Raw genomic sequence first — 22,639 nt, forward strand, 5'->3', positions numbered from 1 at the left:
TCTCTTTATGAGGCATCTCTTTTTTCGTTTGTGGATACAATAAGATAGCAACTTTTTAACAGAAGTAAGATGGAAGAAGGTGGTGATGTTATCGCTATTTTTGCTACAATAAAAAGATAGGTTAAGAAAAGAAGGGATTTTAATTATGGAAAAAGATGAACGTTTTAAACAGGCCGAGTTTGGTGCTATTGTCGGGATCGTTGGTAATATTATATTAGCGATTGTAAAGGCGGTAATTGGTTATATTGGGAACAGTAAAGCACTATTAGCGGATGCCGTACATTCTGCATCAGATGTAATTGGTTCGCTCGCTGTACTTTTTGGATTGCGAGCAGCAAAGCAACCGCCCGATGAAGATCATCCGTACGGTCATGGTAAAGCGGAATCGATTTCAGCAATTATTGTTGCAGTATTATTATTTATTGTGGGAATCGAGATAGCGATTTCGTCTATAAAAGCTTTTTCGCAGGAACTAGAACCACCGAAGGGAATTACGATTTTTGCTGTTGTTCTTTCAATTATCGTGAAAGAAGGAATGTTTCAATATAAATTCCGATTAGGGAAGAGGGTAAATAGTGATGCAATTATTGCAAATGCATATGAACATCGTTCGGATGTATTTTCTTCAATTGCAGCTTTAATCGGTATTTGTGCAGCGATTATTGGTGGTAAGTTCGGGTTGGATTGGCTTGTATATGCCGATCCAATTGCAGGATTATTTGTTTCACTTCTTGTTGCAAAAATGGCGTGGAGTATTGGGGCAGAAGCAATTCATGCAACGCTTGATCATGTTCTTCATGAGGAAGATGTTGTTCCGCTTAGAGAAGCAGTACTTCAAATAGATGGTGTGAAAAAAATCGGTTCTTTATATGCAAGGGAGCATGGTCATTACGTTATTGTCGATATTAAAGTTTCTGTAGATCCATACATTACTGTAGAAGAAGGGCACCGCATTGGAAAGCATGTGAAAGAAACGCTTATGGAACAAGATAACGTACAAAATGTGTTTGTACATATAAATCCGTATTCTCCAAATTAAACATTATTAACATTTTAGTATATAGATATTGCAGCGTAGTTTGCATTATATTGTCACCCCTTAATCTGTCTTGTATAATGAACAGGTTAAGGGGTGATTTCGTGTTACAACCGAAGACGCGTTGGAAAGAAAAAGAATATAATGACGAGCGAGTGAGTGAATTAGCAAGTAAATTAAAATTATCACCACTTGTCGTTTCGTTATTCCTCGGTAGAGGACTAGATACAGAAGATAAGATTTTAGATTTTTTAAATACAGAAAATCAAGAATTTCATGATCCATTTTTATTAGAAGGAATGGATAGAACGGTAGAACGTGTAAATAAGGCGATTCAAAATGGAGAGCAAATATTAATATTTGGTGACTACGATGCGGACGGAGTAAGTAGTACGACTGTGTTATATCTTGCTTTGCAAGAATTAGGTGCAAATGTAGAATTTTATATCCCAAACCGTTTCACAGAAGGTTATGGACCAAACGAAGAAGCATTTCGTTGGGCGCATAGCGCAGGATTCTCACTAATTATTACTGTCGATACTGGTATCGCAGCAGTACATGAAGCGAAGGTAGCGAAGGAGCTTGGAATAGATCTTATTATTACAGATCACCATGAGCCACCACCAGAATTGCCAGAAGCACTTGCGATTATTCATCCTAAATTAGATGGCGGTGTATATCCGTTTCACTATTTAGCTGGTGTAGGTGTTGCATTTAAAGTTGCACATGCACTACTAGGTCGTGTACCAGAACATTTATTAGAAATTGCAGTAATTGGTACAGTAGCCGATTTAGTGTCACTTCATGGTGAGAATAGATTGCTAGTGAAGCGCGGTTTAAAGCATATGCGCATGACGAAAAATATCGGACTAAAGGCGCTATTTAAAGTTGCTAACGTTTCGCAAAGTGAAATTACAGAAGAGAGCATTGGATTCTCACTCGCACCGCGCATTAATGCAGTTGGCCGTTTAGAAGATGCTACGCCGGCTGTACATCTTTTATTATCAGATGATCCAGAAGAAGCGAAAGAGCTAGCTGAAGAAATTGATGAGCTGAACAAACTGCGAAAAGATATTGTAAAGCAAATTACAGAAGAAGCTATCGCTGAAGTGGAACATAATTTCCCGCCAGAAGACAATAAAGTACTAGTACTGGCAAAAGAAGGCTGGAATCCAGGTGTAATTGGAATTGTCGCATCTAAATTAGTTGAACGTTTTTATCGTCCAACGATTGTATTATGCATTGATCCTGTAAAAGAAACGGCAAAAGGTTCAGCACGTAGTATTGCAGGATTTGATTTGTTTGCAAACTTGTCAGATTGTAGAGAGTTATTGCCACACTTCGGAGGACATCCGATGGCAGCGGGAATGACGCTACATATGAATGATGTAGATGAATTGCGCCGCCGCTTAAATGAACAAGCAGAGGTAATTTTAACAGAAGAAGATTTTATTCCAATTACAGCTGTTGATGTCTTTTGTAAAGTGGAGGATGTAACACTGGCAGCAATTGAAGACATGCAAAAGTTAGCGCCATTTGGTGTTGGGAATCCAAAACCGCGTATTGCAGTGAAGGATGCAGAGTTAGAAAGTATTCGTGCAATCGGATCAGATGGCTCTCATTTGAAAATGGCTCTTCGCGATGGACAAGCGACACTGGATACAATCGGATTTGGATTTGGTGCGTATGCGAAAGAAATTTCTCCAGTTGCAAAGGTATCTGTAATAGGAGAAGCATCTATCAATGAATGGAATAATTTTAAGAAGCCGCAATTAATGGTACAAGATATTGCTGTAGAGGCGTGGCAATTATTTGATTGGCGTAGTATGCGTAACATAGAAGCGAATGTAGCAGAACTTCCGAAAGAAAAAATAACGATGGTGTATTTTTCTGAAGAGGTATTGAATAAATTTTCTTTAGAAGACTTTAAAGAGCATATGATGCATGCATCAGAAGTGACTCATTTAGACGATCAATACATCGTGTTACTTGATTTGCCAAAAGGAACAGATGAATTAAGAGATTTATTTAAAGTTGGGTTCCCGTCGCGAATTTATACGCTATTTTATCAAGAGAATAATCATTTATTTAGTACTGTTCCAACGAGGGAACATTTTAAATGGTACTATTCGTTCTTGAGCCAAAAAGCACCATTTTCTTTAAGACAATATGGAGAACAGCTATGTCGACATAAAGGTTGGTCAAAAGATACAGTAAATTTCATGACACAGGTGTTTTTTGAGTTAGAATTTGTTACAATAAAAGATGGCGTCATTTTTATGGCAGACAAAAAACAAAAGCGTGATTTAATTGAATCGAACACATATCGTGAGAAAATGAACCACTTACAATTAGAAAAAGAATTGGTTTATAGCACATATCAGCAACTATATACATGGTTTGAAACGATTCGTAATCATAAAGAAGTAGAACAGTTAGGGTAAAGGATTTGTATTTACAAACCTTTTAGATCTGAGGAGGATTCAGAAATATGGATTTCAAGCAACATATCGCAATTGTACCGGATTATCCAAAAGAAGGTATTGTATTTAAAGACATTACACCGTTAATGAACGACGGTAAAGCATACAAAGCAGCAACAGATGCAATCGTTGAGTATGCAAAGAAAAGAGACATTGACGTTGTAGTAGGGCCAGAAGCACGTGGCTTTATTATCGGTTGCCCAGTTTCTTATGCGTTAGAAGTAGGTTTTGCACCAGTTCGTAAATTAGGAAAATTACCACGTGAAGTAATTACAGTTGACTACGGTAAAGAATATGGTAAAGATGTTTTAACAATCCATAAAGATGCAATTAAGCCAGGTCAACGCGTATTAATTACAGATGATCTATTAGCTACAGGTGGAACAATTGAAGCGACAATTAAGCTAGTTGAAGAACTTGGCGGAGTTGTAGCAGGAATTGCATTCTTAGTAGAGCTTACTTACTTAGATGGTCGTAAAATGTTAGATGGTTACGATGTATTAGTATTAGAAAAATACTAATCACTATATAGGTAAAACTACGGTGATAAGAAGTACCCGTGAATCTCTTGGAGAGGAGCGGGTACTTTTGTATAATTGCACAAAAAAATAAGGTGAAATGTCAGTAAAATCTTTTCCTTTTCACAATTCACAATCATTAGGTTATAATGATAGAATATAATTTATTCTACTTAATTAAGATAAAGTCAATTTTCAATAAAAGGTGATTCGATGGCAAATGAGCAGGTACTAACAGCTGAACAGGTACTCGAGAAAGCAAGTCAATATTTAGCAGATGAAGATATTGAGCTAGTGGCACGTGCCTATGAATATGCACGTGATGCGCATAGCGAACAATACAGAAAATCGGGTGAACCGTACATTATTCATCCAATTCAAGTTGCAGGTATTTTAGTTGATTTACACATGGATCCAGCTACAGTATCAGCAGGTTTCTTACATGATGTAGTGGAAGATACAGAAATTACATTAGAAGATATTGAACGGGAATTTAATAAAGAAATTGCTATGCTTGTCGATGGTGTAACAAAGCTCGGAAAGATTAAATATAAATCTCATGAGCAACAACAAGCAGAAAACCATCGCAAAATGTTTATCGCAATGGCTCAAGATATTCGAGTTATTTTAATTAAACTAGCTGATCGTCTTCATAACATGCGTACATTGAAACATTTGCCTCAAGAGAAGCAGCGACGCATTGCAAATGAAACGTTAGAAATCTTTGCACCTTTAGCACATAGACTCGGAATTAGTACTATTAAATGGGAGCTAGAGGATACGTCACTTCGCTATTTAAATCCACAGCAGTACTATCGTATTGTAAATTTAATGAAGCGTAAACGTGCAGAGCGTGAAGAATATTTAGACGAAGTAATGACTGGTATTCGTGAGAAATTAAAAGAAGTTGCAATTCAACCTGAGATTTCTGGAAGACCAAAGCATATTTACAGTATTTATCGTAAAATGGCACTGCAAAATAAACAGTTCAATGAAATTTACGATTTATTAGCTGTACGTGTCGTTGTAAATAGTATTAAAGATTGTTATGCAGTACTTGGAATTATTCATACGTGCTGGAAGCCGATGCCAGGTCGTTTTAAAGATTATATTGCGATGCCGAAAGCAAATCTATATCAATCTCTTCATACGACTGTAATTGGGCCGAAAGGTGATCCGCTTGAAGTGCAAATTCGTACGAAAGAAATGCATGAGATTGCAGAATTCGGGATCGCGGCGCACTGGGCGTATAAAGAAGGAAAAACAGCAGAAACAACAGGTACATTAGAGAAGAAACTTACATGGTTCCGTCAAATATTAGAATGGCAAAATGAAGCTTCTAATGCAGAAGAGTTTATGGAGTCATTAAAAATTGATTTATTCTCTGACATGGTATTCGTCTTTACACCGAAAGGCGACGTAATGGAATTGCCACTTGGATCTGTTCCGATTGACTTTTCGTATCGCGTACATTCAGAGATTGGAAATAAAACAATTGGTGCAAAAGTAAACGGGAAAATGGTGACGCTTGATTATAAATTAAAAACTGGTGACATCATTGAAATTTTAACATCGAAACATTCGTATGGGCCAAGTCAAGACTGGGTGAAACTTGCTCAAACATCTCATGCAAAAAACAAAATACGTCAATTCTTTAAGAAGCAACGTAGAGATGAAAATATTGAAAAAGGCCGTGAACTTGTTGAGAAAGAAGTGCGTAGCCTAGAGTATGAGATGAAAGAAGTGTTAGCTCCTGACAATTTAAAACGTGTTGCTGAAAAATTCAACTTTGCAAATGAAGAAGATATGTTTGCAGCAGTTGGATATAGCGGGATTACAGCGTCGCAAATTGTTACGCGACTAACGGACAAATTCCGTAAGCAACGTGAAGAAGAAGAAATCGTTGAAGTTAAAGAAGTTCGTAAACCGATGAAAATTCGAAAATGGGATTCTGGCGTTAAAGTAAGTGGTGCGGATAATTTATTAATTCGTTTATCAAAATGCTGTAACCCAGTACCAGGTGATGATATCGTTGGTTATATTACGAAAGGCCGAGGTGTATCGATTCACCGCCGTGATTGTGTAAATGTTCATACAGAAGAAGCTATAGAACGTTTATTGGAAGTAGAGTGGGAAGGTAGTCCTGAAAAAGAAATTGAGTATAACGTTGATATTGAAATTTCAGGTTACGATCGCCGTGGCTTATTAAATGAAGTATTACAAGCTGTTACAGAGACGAAAACGTATATTTCGGCAGTTTCTGGTAGAAGTGACCGTAATAAGATGGCGACAATTAATATGTCAATCTCTATTCGTAACTTACAGCACTTGAAAAAAGTAGTAGAACGCATTAAACGTGTTCCAGAAATTTATGCAGTACGACGCATGATGCATTAATAGGGAGTGTAGAAAAGATGAGAGTTGTTTTACAACGATCAAAAGAAGCGTCTGTCACAGTAGACGGTGAGATCGTAGGACAAATTCCGTTCGGTTTAACATTACTAGTTGGCATTACGCATGAAGATACAGAAAAAGATGCAACTTACATTGCAGAAAAAATTGCGAACTTACGTATTTTTGAAGATGAGAGTGGAAAGATGAACCATTCTGTACTTGATGTAGAAGGACAAGTTCTATCAATTTCGCAATTCACATTATACGGAGATTGCCGCAAGGGAAGACGTCCCAACTTTATGGATGCTGCCAAACCTGATTATGCAGAGCGTTTATATGATTTCTTTAATGAGGAAGTTCGTAAGCAAGGATTGCATGTAGAAACAGGGAAGTTCGGAGCAATGATGGATGTTTCTTTAATCAATGATGGTCCGGTGACCTTAATTGTGGATAGTAAATAGTGTTGCTTAAAAAAGAGGGGATTACATAATCCCCTCTTTTTTATACATTGTTGTATGTTTTGTTCATTTATCTCGCTATTTGTGGGAGATCCACTGCCCGCCGAAGCCTGATTAGTGAGGGTTAATAATGAGTGGCGATGGACAAAACCCTTATTCATTAAAGTTTTACTTTATTTGGAATCAATAGCTGTTTCAGTTATGTATAACTCTTTCATCAATATGGAACAATAAAAAGTAAAACATCTATATTGAATGTGAGGGATATACGTATGCGTATGAATGAAAAAGGGCATTCTGTTACAAATGGTGCAAATCAACTGTTTAACGTAAATTTTCATGATTTTATTTCAAAAGAGCAAAACAATACTTCAATGGAACTTGCTTCTGAGTTTGGGATTTCTCTTCAAGATGTAAAGCGTCTAAAGAAGCAGATTGAACGCTCTTAGAGTACTTGACAATCCTACTCAACAAACGTATAGTAATTTTATATTTACATATGAATATAACCGTTGATAGAGAAGAGTAAATGAGACACACATGGAAAGAGAAGAAATGTCTTAGGCTGAAAACATTTCTGCATGATGACTGATTGAATGACACTCTAGAGGTTTCAACTTGAACGGCATATATGCTTAGTAGGGATGAACGCACATTTAAGCGTTATTAAAAAAGTGGAAGCATACGTGCTTCAATTAGGGTGGCACCACGGGTATAATACTCTCGTCCCTACTGTTCAAACAGTAGAGGCGGGAGTTTTTTTATTTTTATTAAGATTAAAACAATTTGAGGAGGAACTGAATATGTCTATTCAAATCCCACGCGGAACGCAAGATATTCTTCCAGGTAGCGTTGAGTTATGGCAGTATATCGAAGGGCAAGCACGCGAAATTTGCCGTCGTTACAACTATAAAGAAATTCGTACACCAATTTTTGAACACACTGAGCTATTTTTACGTGGTGTTGGTGATACGACAGATATCGTACAAAAAGAAATGTACTCATTCCAAGATCGTGGAGAGCGCAGTTTAACATTACGTCCAGAAGGTACTGCACCTGTTGTACGTTCTTACGTTGAAAACAAAATGTTCGGTGATGCAACACAACCAACGAAATTATACTATATTGGTCAAATGTTCCGTTACGAAAGACCACAAGCAGGTCGCTATCGTCAATTCGTACAATTCGGTATTGAAGCAATCGGTAGTAACGATCCTGCGATTGATGCAGAAGTAATTGCACTTGCTGTAGAGTTTTACCGCGGCATGGGCTTAAAAAATATTAAAGTTGTATTAAACAGCTTAGGTGATGCGGCGAGCCGTCAAGCGCACCGTGATGCGTTAATCGCACACTTCGAGCCACGTATCGGTGAGTTCTGTTCTGACTGCCAATCTCGTTTAGAAAAGAATCCTCTTCGTATTTTAGATTGTAAGAAGGACCGTAACCATGAATTAATGGGAACAGCACCATCTATTACAGAATACTTAAACGAAGATTCAGCAGTATACTACGACAAAGTTCAAGAACTATTAACGATGATGGATGTTCCATTTGAAAAAGATCCGAACTTAGTACGTGGTTTAGACTACTACCAACACACTGTTTTTGAAATTATGAGTGAGGCAGAAGGTTTCGGTGCTATCACTACATTAAGCGGCGGTGGCCGTTATAACGGGCTTGTACAAGAAATCGGTGGGCCAGAAATGCCAGGTATCGGTTTTGCGATGAGTATCGAACGTTTAATTATGGCGCTAAAAGCTGAAAACATAGAATTACCAATTGAACATAGTATTGATTGTTATGTTGTAGCGCTTGGTGAAAAAGCGAAAGACCATGCTGCGAAAATTGCGTTTGATCTTCGTAAAGCTGGATTATCAGTTGAAAAAGATTATTTAGACCGTAAAATGAAAGCACAATTTAAATCAGCAGATCGTCTAAAGGCGAAATTTGTAGCTGTATTAGGGGAAGATGAGCTAGATAAAGGCATCATTAACTTAAAAGATATGGCAACAGGCGAACAAGAAGAAGTAGCATTAGATGTATTTGCTTCATACGTAGCAGAGAAATTAATATAGGGGGAACTTACAGTGGCTGAAAGAACACATGCATGTGGAAAAGTAACAGTAGAAGCAGTTGGACAAACAGTTCAATTAAAAGGTTGGGTACAAAAACGCCGTGATTTAGGTGGATTAATCTTTATCGACTTACGTGACCGTACAGGTATCGTGCAAGTTGTATTTAACCCAGAAACATCAAAAGAAGCGTTAGAAATAGCAGAAACTATTCGTAGTGAATACGTATTGCACGTAGAAGGTACAGTTGTTGAGCGTGGTGAAGGCGCAATTAATGACAATATGGCAACGGGTCGTATTGAAGTACAAGCAACGAAAGTAAACGTATTAAATGCAGCAAAAACAACGCCAATCATTATTGCTGATGATACAGATGCATCAGAAGATGTGCGTTTAAAATATCGTTATTTAGACTTACGTCGTCCTGCAATGTTTAACACATTCAAAATGCGTCACGACGTAACGAAAACAATTCGTAACTTCTTAGACACAGAAGAGTTCTTAGAAGTGGAAACACCAATTTTAACGAAGAGTACACCAGAAGGAGCTCGTGACTATTTAGTACCAAGTCGTGTACATGATGGTGAATTCTATGCGTTACCACAGTCTCCACAATTATTTAAACAGCTTCTTATGGTCGGCGGATTTGAGCGTTACTATCAAGTAGCACGTTGTTTCCGTGACGAAGATTTACGTGCAGACCGTCAACCAGAATTCACGCAAATCGATATCGAAGCTTCATTCTTAACACAAGATGAAATTTTAGATATGATGGAGCGCATGATGACGAAAGTTATGAAGGATGCAAAAGGTGTAGAAGTGAGTGCACCATTCCCTCGTATGAAATATGCTGATGCAATGGCTCGTTACGGTTCTGATAAGCCAGATACACGCTTTGAAATGGAACTAACAGACTTATCTGAATTTGCAGTAGGTTGTGGTTTTAAAGTATTTACAAGTGCTGTAGAAAGCGGCGGACAAGTAAAAGCAATTAATGCAAAAGGTGCTGCGAGCAAATACTCTCGTAAAGATATCGATGCATTAACTGAATTCGTAAAAGTATACGGTGCAAAAGGTCTAGCTTGGCTTAAAGTGGAAGAGGACGGCTTAAAAGGACCGATTGCGAAATTCTTCGGTGAAGAAGAAGCAAACGCGTTAATGGCTACATTAGAAGCTACTGCTGGCGACTTATTACTATTCGTAGCAGATAAGAAGAGTGTTGTTGCAGATAGCTTAGGTGCACTTCGTTTACGTCTAGGTAAAGAGCTTGAGTTAATTGACGAAAGTAAATTTAACTTCCTATGGGTAACGGATTGGCCACTTCTTGAGTACGATGAAGATGCAGATCGTTACTTCGCAGCTCACCACCCATTCACAATGCCATTCCGTGAAGATGTTGAGTTATTAGAAACGGCACCAGAAAAAGCACGTGCACAAGCATATGACCTTGTATTAAATGGTTATGAGCTTGGCGGTGGATCACTTCGTATTTACGAGCGTGACGTACAAGAAAAAATGTTCAAAGCACTTGGATTCTCACAAGAAGAAGCACAAGAGCAATTCGGATTCTTATTAGAAGCATTCGAATACGGTACTCCACCACACGGTGGTATCGCATTAGGTTTAGACCGTCTTGTTATGTTGCTTGCAGGCCGTACGAACCTTCGTGATACAATTGCATTCCCGAAAACAGCAAGCGCAAGCTGCTTATTAACAGAAGCTCCAAGCCCAGTAGCAGAAGCACAGCTTGAAGAGTTAAACTTAAAATTAAGCTTAAAAGAACAGAAGTAAGAATAAAGTCTAGATGGTTATACTATAGCCGTCTAGACTTTTTTTGAGAGGTTGTTTAAAAAGTCCGGTTTAGATAACTGTCGCATCTCATCGTTACGTATGCTAGTCCGGTGCTCGAGTAGTACTCCTACACTGCGCTCCTCCTAGCGTGCGTGCCTCGATATGCTCGGTTCTCTAAATCCTCCTTTTTAAACCGTATATTTAGGGGGAAATAAAAGTCCGGTTTACACTATGTTTTTATTCTCGAAATATGTATTTTTAGGAATTCTATAACTTTTTCTATACAAATAGTCGGAAAAACGCTAGAATACATGATAGACCATTTTTGTAATAGGAGTGTAGAGCTGAATGTTACATCAATTTTCACGTAATGAATTAGCCTTCGGTAAAGAAGGACTTGAAATATTAAAAAATAGTACAGTCGGTATTTTAGGAATTGGCGGCGTAGGGTCATTTTCGGCAGAGGCGTTAGCACGTTCTGGTGTAGGACGTCTCGTATTAGTCGATAAAGACGTTGTAGATATTACAAACGTAAACCGTCAAATTCACGCGTTAGTATCTACTGTAGGGCGTTCAAAAGTAGAATTAATGAAAGAGCGTATCGCAGACATTAATCCAGAGTGTGAAGTAATTGGACTAGAAATGTTTTATACTGATGAAACATATGAAGAGTTCTTCAAACATGGATTGGATTTTGTAGTAGATGCATCTGATACGATTACGTTCAAAATTCATTTAATTAAACAGTGCTTACGTCGAAAAATTAAAATTATCTCATGCATGGGTGCAGCAAATAAAATGGACCCAACTCGTTTCCGTATTGCGGACATCTCTAAAACACATACAGATCCAATTGCGAAAGTAATTCGTACGAAGCTTCGTAAAGATGGTATTAAAAAAGGTGTAAAAGTTGTCTTCTCTGACGAAAACCCAATCGTAATTCGTGAAGAAGTACGTAAAGAAATCGTACCAGACGAAAATGCAAAAATTCGTAAAGCGAAATTACCACCTTCATCAAATGCATTCGTACCATCTGTGGCAGGCCTAATTATGGCAAGTCACGTTGTACGTGAACGTATTAAAAACGTTGAAGTGAAGCGTGTAGGGCAAGAATAAAAAGAAAGCATATATCCGTCTAGGGTATATGCTTTTTCTATTAGGTGACATCCGTTTTAATTTTCTGCAGAATAAATAATATCTAAATTTCCATTTTGATCTGTCTTGAAAATTGGAGCAATCTGTTCTTCTTGTTCTTCAACTGAAACGAGTTTTCGAGCACGGTCCATAATTCTAACAAGCATTGCATAATCTTCTTCGATTGCTTGTTGTTTTTTTGAGAGTACCGCTAATTTTGCTTCCAGTTCATGATTCGTTTTTTTCAAAGTCGTGAGCTGAGCTTGTAATACTTCATTTTCAGTTTGTAACTTTGCGAGTGAAGGGTTGGTATGCTCTAAGTTTTGCAAAAACGAGATGACATGTTGCATTGTAAGGTCCTGTTTGTTTGGTATAATATCTTCTGAAAACTCGGCATCAATTACGAGTTGTTTCGTTTGCGTGAAATGCTCTTTTTCTATTTTAGCTTCAGAGCGTTTTAATTCTTTACGTTGTTTTTTTGCAAGTTGCACCGCATCTTCGTAATTCGGTCTTACTTCAGCATTCCATCTAAATCCGCAAGCTGCGGAAGTGCGGTTCAATGTATCGCCGACTTCATCGAATGCTTTTATTTGTGTGCTACCGCTGCGAATATGTCGTAAAACAGTTTCTGCTAAAAGGAGATCGTCTTCTTTTGTCCATGCATCTTGACGTGTTTTCATAAGCGAAGCCTCCATAATGGTGACGTTTTCGCTTAGGTTACCCTTTATTTTTCGTTTTATTCGAACTTTGTAATCTTTCATATACAGTAGAAAGTGCTTGCTCAAATTTCCCTGTCGTTTTCGGTTTATAATATTGTTTGTTTTTTATTTTATCAGGTAAGTATTGTTGTTGTACCCATCCATTTGGATGGTCGTGTGGATACAAGTATCCAATGCCTCTTCCAAGTGATTCTGCGCCTTTGTAATGACTATCTTTTAAATGACTTGGAATGTCGCCTGTTTGACCGTTACGTAAATCGTGTAATGCAGTATCAAGTGCTTTGTAAGCTGAGTTTGATTTTGGTGATAAGCAAAGCTCGATAACAGCATTTGCAAGTGGTATGCGTGCCTCTGGGAATCCAACTCGTTCCGCTGATTCTATAGCTGCTAGTGTACGCGGTCCGGCTTGTGGGCTAGCAAGTCCGATATCTTCATATGCCATAATAAGAAGACGTCTACCAATGCTTTGTAAATCACCAGCTTCAATAAGACGTGCTAAATAATGAAGTGCTGCATTTACATCACTTCCGCGCACCGATTTTTGAAATGCCGATAATACGTCATAATGAGCATCTCCACCTTTGTCGTGAACGAAGCTCTTTTTTTGCAAGCATTCTTCTGCAATTTCTAGCGTAATTACCGCAGCTTTTTCGTCCGTTGTAAAGCTAGATAAAACAGCTAGTTCAAGTGCATTATAAGCAGAACGCATATCTCCACCAGATGCATTTGCAAAGTGATGTAATGCTTCCGGCGTAACCGTCACATCATATTCCCCAAGACCTTTTTCTTTATCTTCAAGTGCTCGTTTTAAGCCAATTAAAAGATCATCTTCTGTTAATGCGTGTAATTCGAAGATTTGACAACGACTTCGAATAGCAGAATTAATAGCATGGAACGGATTACTCGTTGTTGCACCGATTAAGGTAAGGAGTCCGCTTTCTAAATGAGGTAATAGAAAATCCTGTTTTGCTTTATCTAGACGGTGTACTTCATCTAAAATTAAAACGAGGTGTCGATGCATCTTTGCTTCTTGTACGACAACTTCCATATCTTTTTTATTATGAGTAACAGCGTTTAATAGGCGAAAAGGGGTTCCAGTACTTCCTGCAATTGCGCTCGCAATGGATGTTTTTCCTGTGCCTGGAGGGCCGTATAAAATCATAGATTGAAAATGATTTGCTTGGACCATTCGCCATAAAATTTTTCCTTCACCAACTAAATGTTGTTGTCCGATAATTTCTTGAATATTTGTAGGGCGCATTCGATGTGCGAGTGGCTGTTTCATTTTTACCGTCTCCCTTAATGTATAATCTCTTTCTATCGTATCATTTTTTTTAGTGGAATTTGAAATAGGATGCTGTTTTGTGGGAAAAATGAATATAAATATTTTCATTTTTCTTTCAATTGTAATAATTTCCGAGTTTTTCAATGTGATTTTATGTTATCATTTTGATACACAAGTTGAAATTTCTTATAATACTATATTATGCTATAATTTCATAGGATTTTAAATTGTGTTCTTTTATAAATAAGATATAACCAATAGAAGTGAAAATTTGAAAAGAGGTGCAAAATAGATGAAGATTTCAACGAAAGGCCGCTACGGCTTAACAATTATGATCGATCTTGCAAAAAAGTTTGGTGAAGGTCCAATTTCCTTAAAATCAATTGCGCAGGCACATGATTTATCGGAACATTACTTAGAGCAATTAATTTCACCACTTCGTAACGCTCGTCTAGTAAAGAGTACGCGCGGGGCATATGGCGGATATGTATTGTCTGATCAGCCAGCTAACATTACAGCTGGGGATGTAATCCGTGTATTAGAGGGTCCGATTAGTGTTGTAGAAATGATAGAAGAAGAGGAACCGGCACAACGCCAATTATGGATGCGTGTTCGTGATGCGGTGCAAGAAGTGTTAGATAGTACAACGTTAGAAGATTTAGTACGTTATGAGGAAGAAAATCACGGGGGCTATATGTTTTACATTTAATTCCTTGTGAAACGATTTGGAAAGAAGGAGATTTAATGGAACGCATTTACTTAGATCATGCTGCGACATCTCCGACTCACCCAGAAGTGGTCGAAAAGATGATTCCATATATGACAGAAACATTCGGGAACCCGTCTAGTATTCACTTTTATGGACGTCAAACGCGCCATGCAGTAGATGAGGCGAGACGCGCGGGAGCGCGTAGCATTCATGCGAATCCGAATGAAATTATATTTACGAGCGGTGGTACAGAAGCTGATAATTTAGCGCTTATAGGTGTAGCACGTGCGAATCGTCATAAAGGTAACCATATTATAACGACGCGAATTGAACATCATGCAATTTTGCATACGTGTGAATTGTTAGAGCGCGAAGGGTTTGAAGTGACATATTTACCTGTTGATGAAACAGGACGCGTTCAAGTTTCTGACATACAAAATGCATTAACAGAAGAGACGATTCTCGTATCCGTTATGTTTGGGAATAATGAAGTCGGGACGATGCAACCAATCGCGGAAATAGGGAAGTTGCTAAAAGAGCATCAAGCATATTTCCATACAGATGCGGTACAAGCTTACGGATTAGTAGAAATAGATGTGAAAGAGTTCAGTATTGATTTATTATCGATTTCAGCTCATAAAATTAACGGACCGAAAGGTGTAGGGTTCCTATACGCTGGTGCAAATGTGAAATTTGAACCGTTATTAATAGGCGGGGAGCAAGAAAGAAAACGCCGTGCTGGTACTGAAAATGTACCGAGTATCGTTGGTTTGCAACATGCAATTTTGTTAGCTGAAAAAACTCGTGAGCAAAAAAATGCCCAATATGAAGAGTTTAAAGATATAATGGTATCTGTCTTCAAAAATGAAGACATTACTTTCGAGGTAAACGGAAACTTAGAATATCGATTACCACATGTGCTTAATATCAGTTTTACAGGAATGAACATTGAACCGTTCCTTGTGAACTTAGATATAGCTGGCATTGCAGTGTCAAGTGGCTCGGCGTGTACAGCTGGTTCGATTGATCCATCACATGTATTAGTAGCGATGTTCGGAAAAGACTCCGATCAAATACGTTCATCCGTACGCTTTAGTTTCGGACTTGGAAATACGAAAGAGCAAATTGAGAAAGCGGCGTACGAAACAGTGAAAATCGTGAAGCGATTAACACAAAATTAGCATGGGAGGTGACATGATGAACAAACTACCTCAAGAAACACGCGTTGTCATCGGGATGTCCGGTGGCGTCGATTCATCTGTAGCAGCTCTTTTATTAAAAGAGCAAGGTTACGATGTAATCGGAATTTTTATGAAAAACTGGGATGATACAGATGAGAATGGTGTCTGCACAGCAACAGAAGATTACAATGATGTAATTGAAGTGTGTAACCAAATTGGCATTCCGTATTATGCAGTAAACTTTGAAAAACAATACTGGGATAAAGTATTTACGTACTTCTTAGATGAGTACCGAGCTGGTCGTACACCAAACCCAGATGTAATGTGTAATAAAGAAATTAAATTTAAAGCATTTTTAGAGCATGCGATTGCGCTTGGTGCTGATTATGTAGCGACAGGTCATTATGCACGCGTTGCTTATATGGACGGCGAATATAAAATGCTTCGCGGCGTTGATGATAATAAAGACCAAACGTATTTCTTGAATCAATTAAGCCAAGAGCAATTATCAAAAACAATGTTCCCATTAGGTGAATTAAAGAAACCGCAAATTCGTGAAATGGCGACAGAAGCTGGTTTAGCGACAGCGGCGAAGAAAGATAGTACTGGTATTTGCTTTATCGGTGAGCGTAACTTTAAAGATTTCTTAAGCAACTATTTACCAGCGCAACCAGGTGTGATGCAAACATTATCTGGTGAAGTGAAAGGGAAGCATGACGGTTTAATGTACTATACAATTGGACAACGTCATGGCCTTGGTATTGGTGGTAACGGTGATCCGTGGTTTGCTGTTGGGAAAAACTTGAAAGAAAACATTTTATATGTTGATCAAGGATTCCATAACGAGCTTCTATATGGTGATGAAGTTATTGCTACGAATATCGGCTGGGTAAGTAATGAAGCGAAAGAAAAAGAATTTAAGTGCACAGCGAAATTCCGTTATCGTCAAGAAGACAATAAAGTAACGGTTCAAATCGTTGATGAAAATACAGTTCGTATTCTTTGTGATGAGCCAATTCGTGCAATTACACCAGGACAAGCAGTTGTTTTCTATGATGGAGATGAGTGCTTAGGCGGTGCTACAATTGATGAAGTATATCGTAGTGGTAAGAAATTGGATTATTTAGGATAAAATGAGAAGCCTCTGCCGATTAGCGGTTAGAGGTTTCTTTTACATAAAGCGAATTTTCGTTCGCTTGGAAAATACATTCTTTGTTATAATTTGTTGTAGAGGTGAAGGACATGTCAAACAAACTTGAAACAGGTATTCAATATATGCAAGAAGGAAACTGGGAAGAAGCTGCTAAAAATTTCACAGAAGCAATCGAAGAAAATCCGAAAGATGCGCTTGGATACATTAATTTTGCGAACTTATTAGATGTACTAGGTGATAGTGAAAGAGCAATTTTATTTTATAAACGTGCATTAGAATTAGATGGTAAATCTGCGGCTGCTTATTATGGATTAGGAAATGTATATTACGGTCAAGAGCAATTTGTAGAGGCAAAGGCTGTATTTGAACAAGCGATGCAAGCGGGATTACAATCAGCTGATGTAACATTTATGTTAGGTATTACACATGTGCAGCTTGGAAATGATCGTCTTGCACTTCCATTTTTACAAAGAGCAACAGAATTAGATGAAAACGATGTAGAAGCTGTGTTCCAGTGCGGACTTTGCTTTGCACGTTTAGAACATATTCAAGAGGCGAAACCTTATTTTGAAAAGGTATTAGAAATGGATGAAGAGCATGCAGATGCGTATTATAATTTAGGTGTTGCGTACGTATTTGAAGAAAATAACGAGAAGGCTCTTACTTTATTTAAGAAAGCAACTGAAATTCAGCCAGATCACTTTTTAGCTGGTAATGGTGTTCGTTTATTGGAGCAAGAAGCTGAATAAGATGAAAATATAGTTTAATGGGTAGTTATCCCTCATCTAAATAGGTGGGGGATGTACTGCTCATTAAAGTGAAACGAACCGGAAAGGAGAGGAAAGATGGGAAATCAACATGCAATGGATTTGTTTGAGGAAGATAAAAAGTTTATAAAAGCGCAAGTTCTTCACACCATTTTCCACAATGAAGAAAACCTCTATTCCGTTGTCAGTATGAAAGTCATTGAGACGAATGAAACGTACGACGAAAAAAAAGTGATGATAAACGGTCATTTTCCCCGCATGCATGAAGATGAAGTGTTTACATTGACAGGTCATTTTAAAGACCATCCGAAGTATGGGAAACAATATTTAGTTGAAACATTTAAGAAAGAATTGCCGCAAACAAAAGCTGGTATGGTGCAATATTTAGCGAGTGATTTATTTAAAGGGATAGGAAAGCGTACAGCTGAAAAAATTGTGGATCATCTTGGGGAACATGCCATCTCTAAAATTATGGACGATCCTGATGCGTTAAATGGTGTTGTTAACAAGCAAAAAGCGCAAGAAATATATGAGACAATTGTTGAACATCAAGGACTAGAGAAAGTAATGAGTTTTTTAAATGGTTACGGTTTTGGAACGAAGCTTTCTATTAAGATTTACCAGCAATATAAAGAGATGACGTTAGAAGTGATTCGTAATAATCCGTATAAGCTTATTGAAGAAGTGGACGGGATTGGATTTGGAAGAGCGGATGATATAGGACGTGCGTTAGGAATATCGGGTAATCACGATGATCGTGTACGTGCAGGGTGTTTTTATACGCTAGAGAATGTTTCGCTGCAACTCGGTCACGTTTATATGGGAAAAGATCAACTTGTAAGAGAAACGATGTCACTTTTAAACAACCAAGAAGGAAGAGTGACAGAGGAAGACATTATAGGCTGCGTTGAAATGATGCAAAGTGAAGGGAAAGTTATCATAGAAGAAGAACGAGTGTATTTAGCATCGTTATTCTACTCTGAAAAAGGTGTTGTAAAGTCTATTCGCAGGCTTATGAATCAGGAGGAAACACCTTCATTTCCTGAAGCAGAAGTGTTAAAGACGTTAGGTCAAATTGAAGAACAACTGAGTGTACAGTATGCACCGTTTCAGCAAGAAGCGATTCAAACGGCACTTCATAAACCGATGATGTTATTGACAGGTGGACCAGGAACAGGGAAAACAACAGTTATTAAAGGAATTGTTGAAATGTATGCATCACTCCACGGATTATCGTTAAATCCGAATGAATATAGCGATGATAATCCATTTCCGATATTATTAACGGCTCCAACAGGAAGAGCAGCAAAGCGAATGAGTGAATCGACAGGACTTCCAGCTTGCACAATTCACCGGTTACTTGGTTGGACGCCAGAAGGGTCTTTCCAGCGCAATGAAACGGATCCGGTTCAAGGGAAGTTACTCATTATTGATGAATTTTCAATGGTTGATATTTGGCTTGCAAATCAGCTGTTTAAGTCATTGCCGACGAACATCCAAGTTATCGTTGTAGGTGATGAAGATCAGTTACCATCTGTAGGGCCTGGACAAGTGTTGAAAGATTTATTGAATGCAGGTGCAGTTCCGACAGTAAAGCTTACTGAAATTTATCGTCAAGCGGAAGGCTCATCTGTTATTCAACTCGCCCATGCGATAAAAAATGGAACGCTCCCACCAGATTTAGCGCAAAATCAAAAAGATCGTTCGTTTATCGGCTGTACAGGAGCTCAAATTGTTGAAGTTGTTAAGAAGGTTTGTGAAAATGCTAAGACAAAAGGGTTTAGCGCAAGAGATGTACAAGTATTGGCCCCGATGTATCGTGGCCCTGCCGGTATTAATGTACTAAACGAAGCGTTGCAAGAAGTGTTTAACCCGAAAAGGGAAAAGAGTAAAGAAATTGCTTACGGTGATGTTGTATATCGAAGAGGCGATAAAGTACTGCAACTCGTTAATCAGCCAGAGAGCCAAGTGTTTAATGGTGATATCGGAGAAATTGTTTCGGTGTTTTATGCGAAAGAGAACGTTGAACAACAAGATATGATTATCGTTTCATTTGATGGCATTGAAGTAACATATACAAAGCCAGACTTAAATCAAATTACACATGCCTATTGCTGTTCGATTCATAAATCGCAAGGTAGTGAGTTTCCGATTGTGATTATGCCGATAGTAAAAAGTTACAATCGTATGTTACGTCGTAATTTAATTTACACTGGCATTACAAGAAGTAAGAAGTTCCTTATTATTTGCGGGGAGGAAGCAGCTTTCCAGTCTGGTGTAAATCGCCTTGATGATGCAATGCGTCAAACGACTTTAGCGGGTCGCTTGCAAGAATCACAAGGAGAAGTACAGATGGTAACAGTTAATGGCGAAGAAATGGACGTGGAAAACATTTCACCGTATGATTTCATGTAACAAGGTGAAATTATATAGTGAAACTTTCAAACGTATAACGTTGAAAGGCTCCAGTAATGTATAAATGAATGCGGTTTGGACATAATGGCGAATAGAATCTGGGAGAATGTAAGGAGATGAAAGCCATATGTTCATTTGTCCAAATTGCAAAGGGAAAGACATTGGAAAAATAGGTGTCAACCAATTTTATTGCTGGAATTGTTATATCGAATTATCGGTTTCAAAAGGGAAAATCCATACGCATCAAGTGGAGGAAGATGGTTCATTAAGCTCTCTTGATGATTTATTTGATGAGAACGAAAGAACGATCGGATAACGAAAAGGGGGATTTACTTTGAATCTACGCAATTCATTAATCGCATTAGGTGTTGGAGCGGCAGCATATCAATATGCTCGCAAGCAAGATGTATTTTCAAAACGCAATATGAAAAAAGCACGTAAGATGATTAAATCTTATTTATAAGCGCAAAAAACTCCCTTCATGATAAGGGAGTTTTTTTATGCACTTGTATGTAAATATAAAAGTCCGATTTCAGAGAAGAGATACGATAGGCCGTAACATCCAACGCCAAGCATTCCGTAATGAAATAACTGCTTCGCCCTTTCTTTTCGCGAGGAACGAATAAAAAAACCTTTCCAAATCCCAAACCCGATACAAACCCATTCAAGAATCATAAAAAGTGCTGATAATACGAGCATAAATAAAACCATTATTAGCCCTCCTGATTATATTGTTTCATGCTGCATTCTCAGGGGTGGTTGTCCTTGTTATGTTATGTATATGTATGTCTTTACAAAACAGTATGGTCTGCACGAAAAGATTTTAAAACTTTTGCACATAACCTACCCTGTTTATTTTCAAAATAAAGGTGGAGGAGGTTTTTCGTGTGAAGAATCTTAAAATCATTTGGATATATCGTTTAGGGTTATTGTTACTTGTATTTCTTTGTTTACTTGTCTTTTTAAAAATTAAGCCGCTATGGGCACCGATTATTTTTGTATTTAAAGTGGCAATTACACCGTTTCTTATTGCATGCTTTATTGCGTATTTATTGCATCCTTTAATTGAAAAAATTCATAAAGAAGGGATGCCACGTACACTTGCTATTTTCCTTATTTACATCCTTTTCTTTGGCGGAATTGGTTATGGGATTTATAAAGGAACGCCAGTTGTTATTAAACAGTTACAAGAGATTAATGAACAATTTCCGCAGTTTACAAAAATGTATGATTCTTGGATGGATGGCGTCACAGAACAAACAGCAAATTTCCCATCATTTATTCATGAAAAGGTGAAACAAATTTTTGATGGTGTAGAAACGAAGATACAATCACTTTTAAATAAAGTGATGAGTACGGCTCGTGGCGTACTGGATTCGTTGCTTATTATTTTCTTAATACCGTTCATTGTATTTTACATATTAAAAGATTACGGTGAATTTTATCACATCTTTTGGAAACTAGTCCCAAGTAAGTGGCGTAGTACAGGGCAAATGCTGGCGAAAGAAATTGATAAGTCACTCGGAAGTTATATTCGAGGACAGTTATTTGTTTGCTTAGTATTAGGGGGAGTATCTGTTCTTTCCTTTTGGTTTATCGGTATGAAATATCCATTATTACTCGGCATTATTATTGGGGTAACGGATATAATCCCGTACTTCGGTCCTATTTTAGGGGCGATTCCGACATTGATGATTGCGGCAACGGTATCAACGAGTTTACTCATTAAGGCGGGAATTACGATTGCTATTTTGCAATTTTTGGAAAGTAACATTTTATCACCTTACATCGTTGGTAAGTCACTTCGTATGCATCCTGTTATTATTATGCTTGCATTACTAGTTGGAGGAGAGATAGCTGGGATTGTAGGATTACTAATATCAGTTCCAATTTTAGCGGTTATTCGTACAGTGATTGTTCATGTAAGACCTCTTTGGAAAAAAGAAGATGTGTAATATGAAAGCCCTCTACTTATAAAAGTAGAGGGCTTTCATTATTTAGAGAGTTGCTCGTGTATTTGTTGAACGAGAGAGTTTACATCATTTGTTTGAATATGCTTTATTTTTTTCCATTCATTATCGTACATAAATATAATTTGATTGCTGAAAAGCCGCTTTTGCTCTTTTAGATTAGAAATGTTTGCAAAAGAGTACTCTTCAAATATTGGGTTCTTACTTACATCTGGTCCATAAAAGAAGAGCCGTTTGTTCGTTAAAATTAACAGTCCTGGTCTTGCAACGGAACGATAAATAAATATATCTAATGAACATGCAGTGTAAAATAATATCGTTTCGTCAGTCGTTAATATGTTTTTAGCCTTGTTCAATAAAGTTGTCATTTTGCTCACTCCTTTATTATTGATAATTTAATTATAACAAAAAAATAATATTCTGAAAAAAATATAGAGGTAGTACAATTTATTAATAAATGCATAATATATTGAAAGGCTGTTAAGAATGAATAGTAGAATAACTATGGTTAATGCAATATAAATGATTATCTACATTGACAAACTTAAGAGAAT

Annotated in this window: 21 protein-coding genes and 1 other annotated feature; of the genes, 17 read left to right on the forward strand and 4 right to left on the reverse strand. The window is 37.6% G+C overall.

Annotated elements, in window-relative coordinates:
• The first annotated feature begins 145 nt into the window (after positions 1-145).
• From QEP67_RS05325 to QEP67_RS05365, 9 genes are all read left to right on the forward strand, one after another.
• Entirely contained in the window at positions 146-1,039 is an 894-nt protein-coding gene (locus QEP67_RS05325) for a cation diffusion facilitator family transporter (protein WP_000409733.1), read from the forward strand.
• Positions 1,040-1,140: 101 nt separating this feature from the next.
• Complete coding sequence (gene recJ / locus QEP67_RS05330; RefSeq protein WP_000941221.1) at positions 1,141-3,480, forward strand: single-stranded-DNA-specific exonuclease RecJ; 2,340 nt, start codon at positions 1,141-1,143, stop codon at positions 3,478-3,480.
• Between the two features lie 47 nt (positions 3,481-3,527).
• Positions 3,528-4,040 (forward strand): adenine phosphoribosyltransferase, encoded by a 513-nt coding sequence (locus QEP67_RS05335; protein WP_000346221.1) that lies wholly within the window; start codon positions 3,528-3,530, stop codon positions 4,038-4,040.
• Positions 4,041-4,250: 210 nt separating this feature from the next.
• Positions 4,251-6,434, forward strand: coding sequence for a GTP diphosphokinase (gene relA, locus QEP67_RS05340; RefSeq protein ID WP_001262796.1), 2,184 nt, complete (start codon positions 4,251-4,253; stop codon positions 6,432-6,434).
• Between the two features lie 17 nt (positions 6,435-6,451).
• Positions 6,452-6,892 (forward strand): D-tyrosyl-tRNA(Tyr) deacylase, encoded by a 441-nt coding sequence (locus QEP67_RS05345; RefSeq protein WP_001266955.1) that lies wholly within the window; start codon positions 6,452-6,454, stop codon positions 6,890-6,892.
• Between the two features lie 269 nt (positions 6,893-7,161).
• Entirely contained in the window at positions 7,162-7,338 is a 177-nt protein-coding gene (locus QEP67_RS05350; protein WP_001242605.1) for a hypothetical protein, read from the forward strand.
• Positions 7,339-7,392: 54 nt separating this feature from the next.
• Positions 7,393-7,623: a binding site (T-box leader), on the forward strand.
• A 69-nt stretch (positions 7,624-7,692) separates the two neighbouring features.
• A complete protein-coding gene (hisS, locus tag QEP67_RS05355) occupies positions 7,693-8,964 on the forward strand; it encodes a histidine--tRNA ligase (protein ID WP_033658806.1) in 1,272 nt (423 codons plus the stop codon).
• A gap of 12 nt (positions 8,965-8,976) precedes the next feature.
• The gene (gene aspS, locus QEP67_RS05360; RefSeq protein ID WP_000840881.1) at positions 8,977-10,752 is read left to right on the forward strand and encodes an aspartate--tRNA ligase; all 1,776 of its coding nucleotides are present in this window, start codon (positions 8,977-8,979) and stop codon (positions 10,750-10,752) included.
• A gap of 348 nt (positions 10,753-11,100) precedes the next feature.
• Positions 11,101-11,868 carry a tRNA threonylcarbamoyladenosine dehydratase gene (locus QEP67_RS05365; RefSeq protein ID WP_000903181.1) on the forward strand — a complete coding sequence of 256 codons (768 nt, stop codon included), beginning with the start codon at positions 11,101-11,103 and terminating at the stop codon, positions 11,866-11,868.
• 56 nt (positions 11,869-11,924) lie between these two features.
• Here the strand turns inward: QEP67_RS05365 and QEP67_RS05370 are convergent, their stop codons facing one another.
• Entirely contained in the window at positions 11,925-12,566 is a 642-nt protein-coding gene (locus QEP67_RS05370) for an RsfA family transcriptional regulator (protein WP_000857719.1), read from the reverse strand.
• Between the two features lie 37 nt (positions 12,567-12,603).
• Positions 12,604-13,890: a replication-associated recombination protein A gene (locus QEP67_RS05375; protein ID WP_000812941.1), complete on the reverse strand. Its 1,287-nt coding sequence runs from the start codon at positions 13,888-13,890 to the stop codon at positions 12,604-12,606.
• Positions 13,891-14,182: 292 nt separating this feature from the next.
• On the opposite strand from QEP67_RS05375, the gene QEP67_RS05380 reads away from it, so the two are divergent.
• From QEP67_RS05380 to QEP67_RS05410, 7 genes are all read left to right on the forward strand, one after another.
• On the forward strand, positions 14,183-14,599 hold the full coding sequence (locus QEP67_RS05380; protein WP_000704116.1) for an Rrf2 family transcriptional regulator: 417 nt from the start codon (positions 14,183-14,185) through the stop codon (positions 14,597-14,599).
• A gap of 35 nt (positions 14,600-14,634) precedes the next feature.
• The gene (locus tag QEP67_RS05385) at positions 14,635-15,780 is read left to right on the forward strand and encodes a cysteine desulfurase family protein (protein WP_000439915.1); all 1,146 of its coding nucleotides are present in this window, start codon (positions 14,635-14,637) and stop codon (positions 15,778-15,780) included.
• A 16-nt stretch (positions 15,781-15,796) separates the two neighbouring features.
• Positions 15,797-16,912: a tRNA 2-thiouridine(34) synthase MnmA gene (mnmA, locus tag QEP67_RS05390; protein WP_001038022.1), complete on the forward strand. Its 1,116-nt coding sequence runs from the start codon at positions 15,797-15,799 to the stop codon at positions 16,910-16,912.
• Between the two features lie 110 nt (positions 16,913-17,022).
• The gene (locus QEP67_RS05395) at positions 17,023-17,682 is read left to right on the forward strand and encodes a tetratricopeptide repeat protein (RefSeq protein ID WP_353706536.1); all 660 of its coding nucleotides are present in this window, start codon (positions 17,023-17,025) and stop codon (positions 17,680-17,682) included.
• A gap of 96 nt (positions 17,683-17,778) precedes the next feature.
• The gene (locus tag QEP67_RS05400; RefSeq protein ID WP_000528051.1) at positions 17,779-20,115 is read left to right on the forward strand and encodes an ATP-dependent RecD-like DNA helicase; all 2,337 of its coding nucleotides are present in this window, start codon (positions 17,779-17,781) and stop codon (positions 20,113-20,115) included.
• Positions 20,116-20,242: 127 nt separating this feature from the next.
• Positions 20,243-20,431, forward strand: a complete 189-nt coding sequence (locus QEP67_RS05405; RefSeq protein WP_000469281.1) for a hypothetical protein — start codon at positions 20,243-20,245, stop codon at positions 20,429-20,431.
• A gap of 18 nt (positions 20,432-20,449) precedes the next feature.
• Positions 20,450-20,578, forward strand: a complete 129-nt coding sequence (locus QEP67_RS05410) for a YrzQ family protein (protein WP_001053553.1) — start codon at positions 20,450-20,452, stop codon at positions 20,576-20,578.
• A 35-nt stretch (positions 20,579-20,613) separates the two neighbouring features.
• Here the strand turns inward: QEP67_RS05410 and QEP67_RS05415 are convergent, their stop codons facing one another.
• Entirely contained in the window at positions 20,614-20,826 is a 213-nt protein-coding gene (locus tag QEP67_RS05415) for a hypothetical protein (protein WP_000242555.1), read from the reverse strand.
• Positions 20,827-21,002: 176 nt separating this feature from the next.
• On the opposite strand from QEP67_RS05415, the gene QEP67_RS05420 reads away from it, so the two are divergent.
• Entirely contained in the window at positions 21,003-22,070 is a 1,068-nt protein-coding gene (locus QEP67_RS05420) for an AI-2E family transporter (RefSeq protein WP_000793120.1), read from the forward strand.
• Between the two features lie 38 nt (positions 22,071-22,108).
• Here the strand turns inward: QEP67_RS05420 and QEP67_RS05425 are convergent, their stop codons facing one another.
• Complete coding sequence (locus QEP67_RS05425; protein WP_000209469.1) at positions 22,109-22,453, reverse strand: PH domain-containing protein; 345 nt, start codon at positions 22,451-22,453, stop codon at positions 22,109-22,111.
• Between the last annotated feature and the right edge of the window lie 186 nt (positions 22,454-22,639).

The organism is Bacillus cereus group sp. MS39 (assembly GCF_040448665.1).
GTDB classification, from domain to species: Bacteria; Bacillota; Bacilli; order Bacillales; family Bacillaceae_G; genus Bacillus_A; species Bacillus_A wiedmannii.

Excerpts from the sequence above, each read along its gene's own strand:
- QEP67_RS05335 (WP_000346221.1), top strand. The coding sequence starts at position 3,528 with ATGGATTTCAAGCAACATATCGCAATTGTACCGGATTATCCAAAAGAA.
- QEP67_RS05350 (WP_001242605.1), top strand. The coding sequence starts at position 7,162 with ATGCGTATGAATGAAAAAGGGCATTCTGTTACAAATGGTGCAAATCAA.
- QEP67_RS05365 (WP_000903181.1), top strand. The coding sequence starts at position 11,101 with ATGTTACATCAATTTTCACGTAATGAATTAGCCTTCGGTAAAGAAGGA.
- relA (WP_001262796.1), top strand. The coding sequence starts at position 4,251 with ATGGCAAATGAGCAGGTACTAACAGCTGAACAGGTACTCGAGAAAGCA.
- QEP67_RS05405 (WP_000469281.1), top strand. The coding sequence starts at position 20,243 with ATGTTCATTTGTCCAAATTGCAAAGGGAAAGACATTGGAAAAATAGGT.
- QEP67_RS05345 (WP_001266955.1), top strand. The coding sequence starts at position 6,452 with ATGAGAGTTGTTTTACAACGATCAAAAGAAGCGTCTGTCACAGTAGAC.
- mnmA (WP_001038022.1), top strand. The coding sequence starts at position 15,797 with ATGAACAAACTACCTCAAGAAACACGCGTTGTCATCGGGATGTCCGGT.
- QEP67_RS05415 (WP_000242555.1), bottom strand. The coding sequence starts at position 20,826 with ATGGTTTTATTTATGCTCGTATTATCAGCACTTTTTATGATTCTTGAA.
- QEP67_RS05325 (WP_000409733.1), top strand. The coding sequence starts at position 146 with ATGGAAAAAGATGAACGTTTTAAACAGGCCGAGTTTGGTGCTATTGTC.
- QEP67_RS05400 (WP_000528051.1), top strand. The coding sequence starts at position 17,779 with ATGGGAAATCAACATGCAATGGATTTGTTTGAGGAAGATAAAAAGTTT.
- QEP67_RS05425 (WP_000209469.1), bottom strand. The coding sequence starts at position 22,453 with ATGACAACTTTATTGAACAAGGCTAAAAACATATTAACGACTGACGAA.
- hisS (WP_033658806.1), top strand. The coding sequence starts at position 7,693 with ATGTCTATTCAAATCCCACGCGGAACGCAAGATATTCTTCCAGGTAGC.
- QEP67_RS05370 (WP_000857719.1), bottom strand. The coding sequence starts at position 12,566 with ATGAAAACACGTCAAGATGCATGGACAAAAGAAGACGATCTCCTTTTA.
- QEP67_RS05375 (WP_000812941.1), bottom strand. The coding sequence starts at position 13,890 with ATGAAACAGCCACTCGCACATCGAATGCGCCCTACAAATATTCAAGAA.
- QEP67_RS05380 (WP_000704116.1), top strand. The coding sequence starts at position 14,183 with ATGAAGATTTCAACGAAAGGCCGCTACGGCTTAACAATTATGATCGAT.
- QEP67_RS05395 (WP_353706536.1), top strand. The coding sequence starts at position 17,023 with ATGTCAAACAAACTTGAAACAGGTATTCAATATATGCAAGAAGGAAAC.
- QEP67_RS05385 (WP_000439915.1), top strand. The coding sequence starts at position 14,635 with ATGGAACGCATTTACTTAGATCATGCTGCGACATCTCCGACTCACCCA.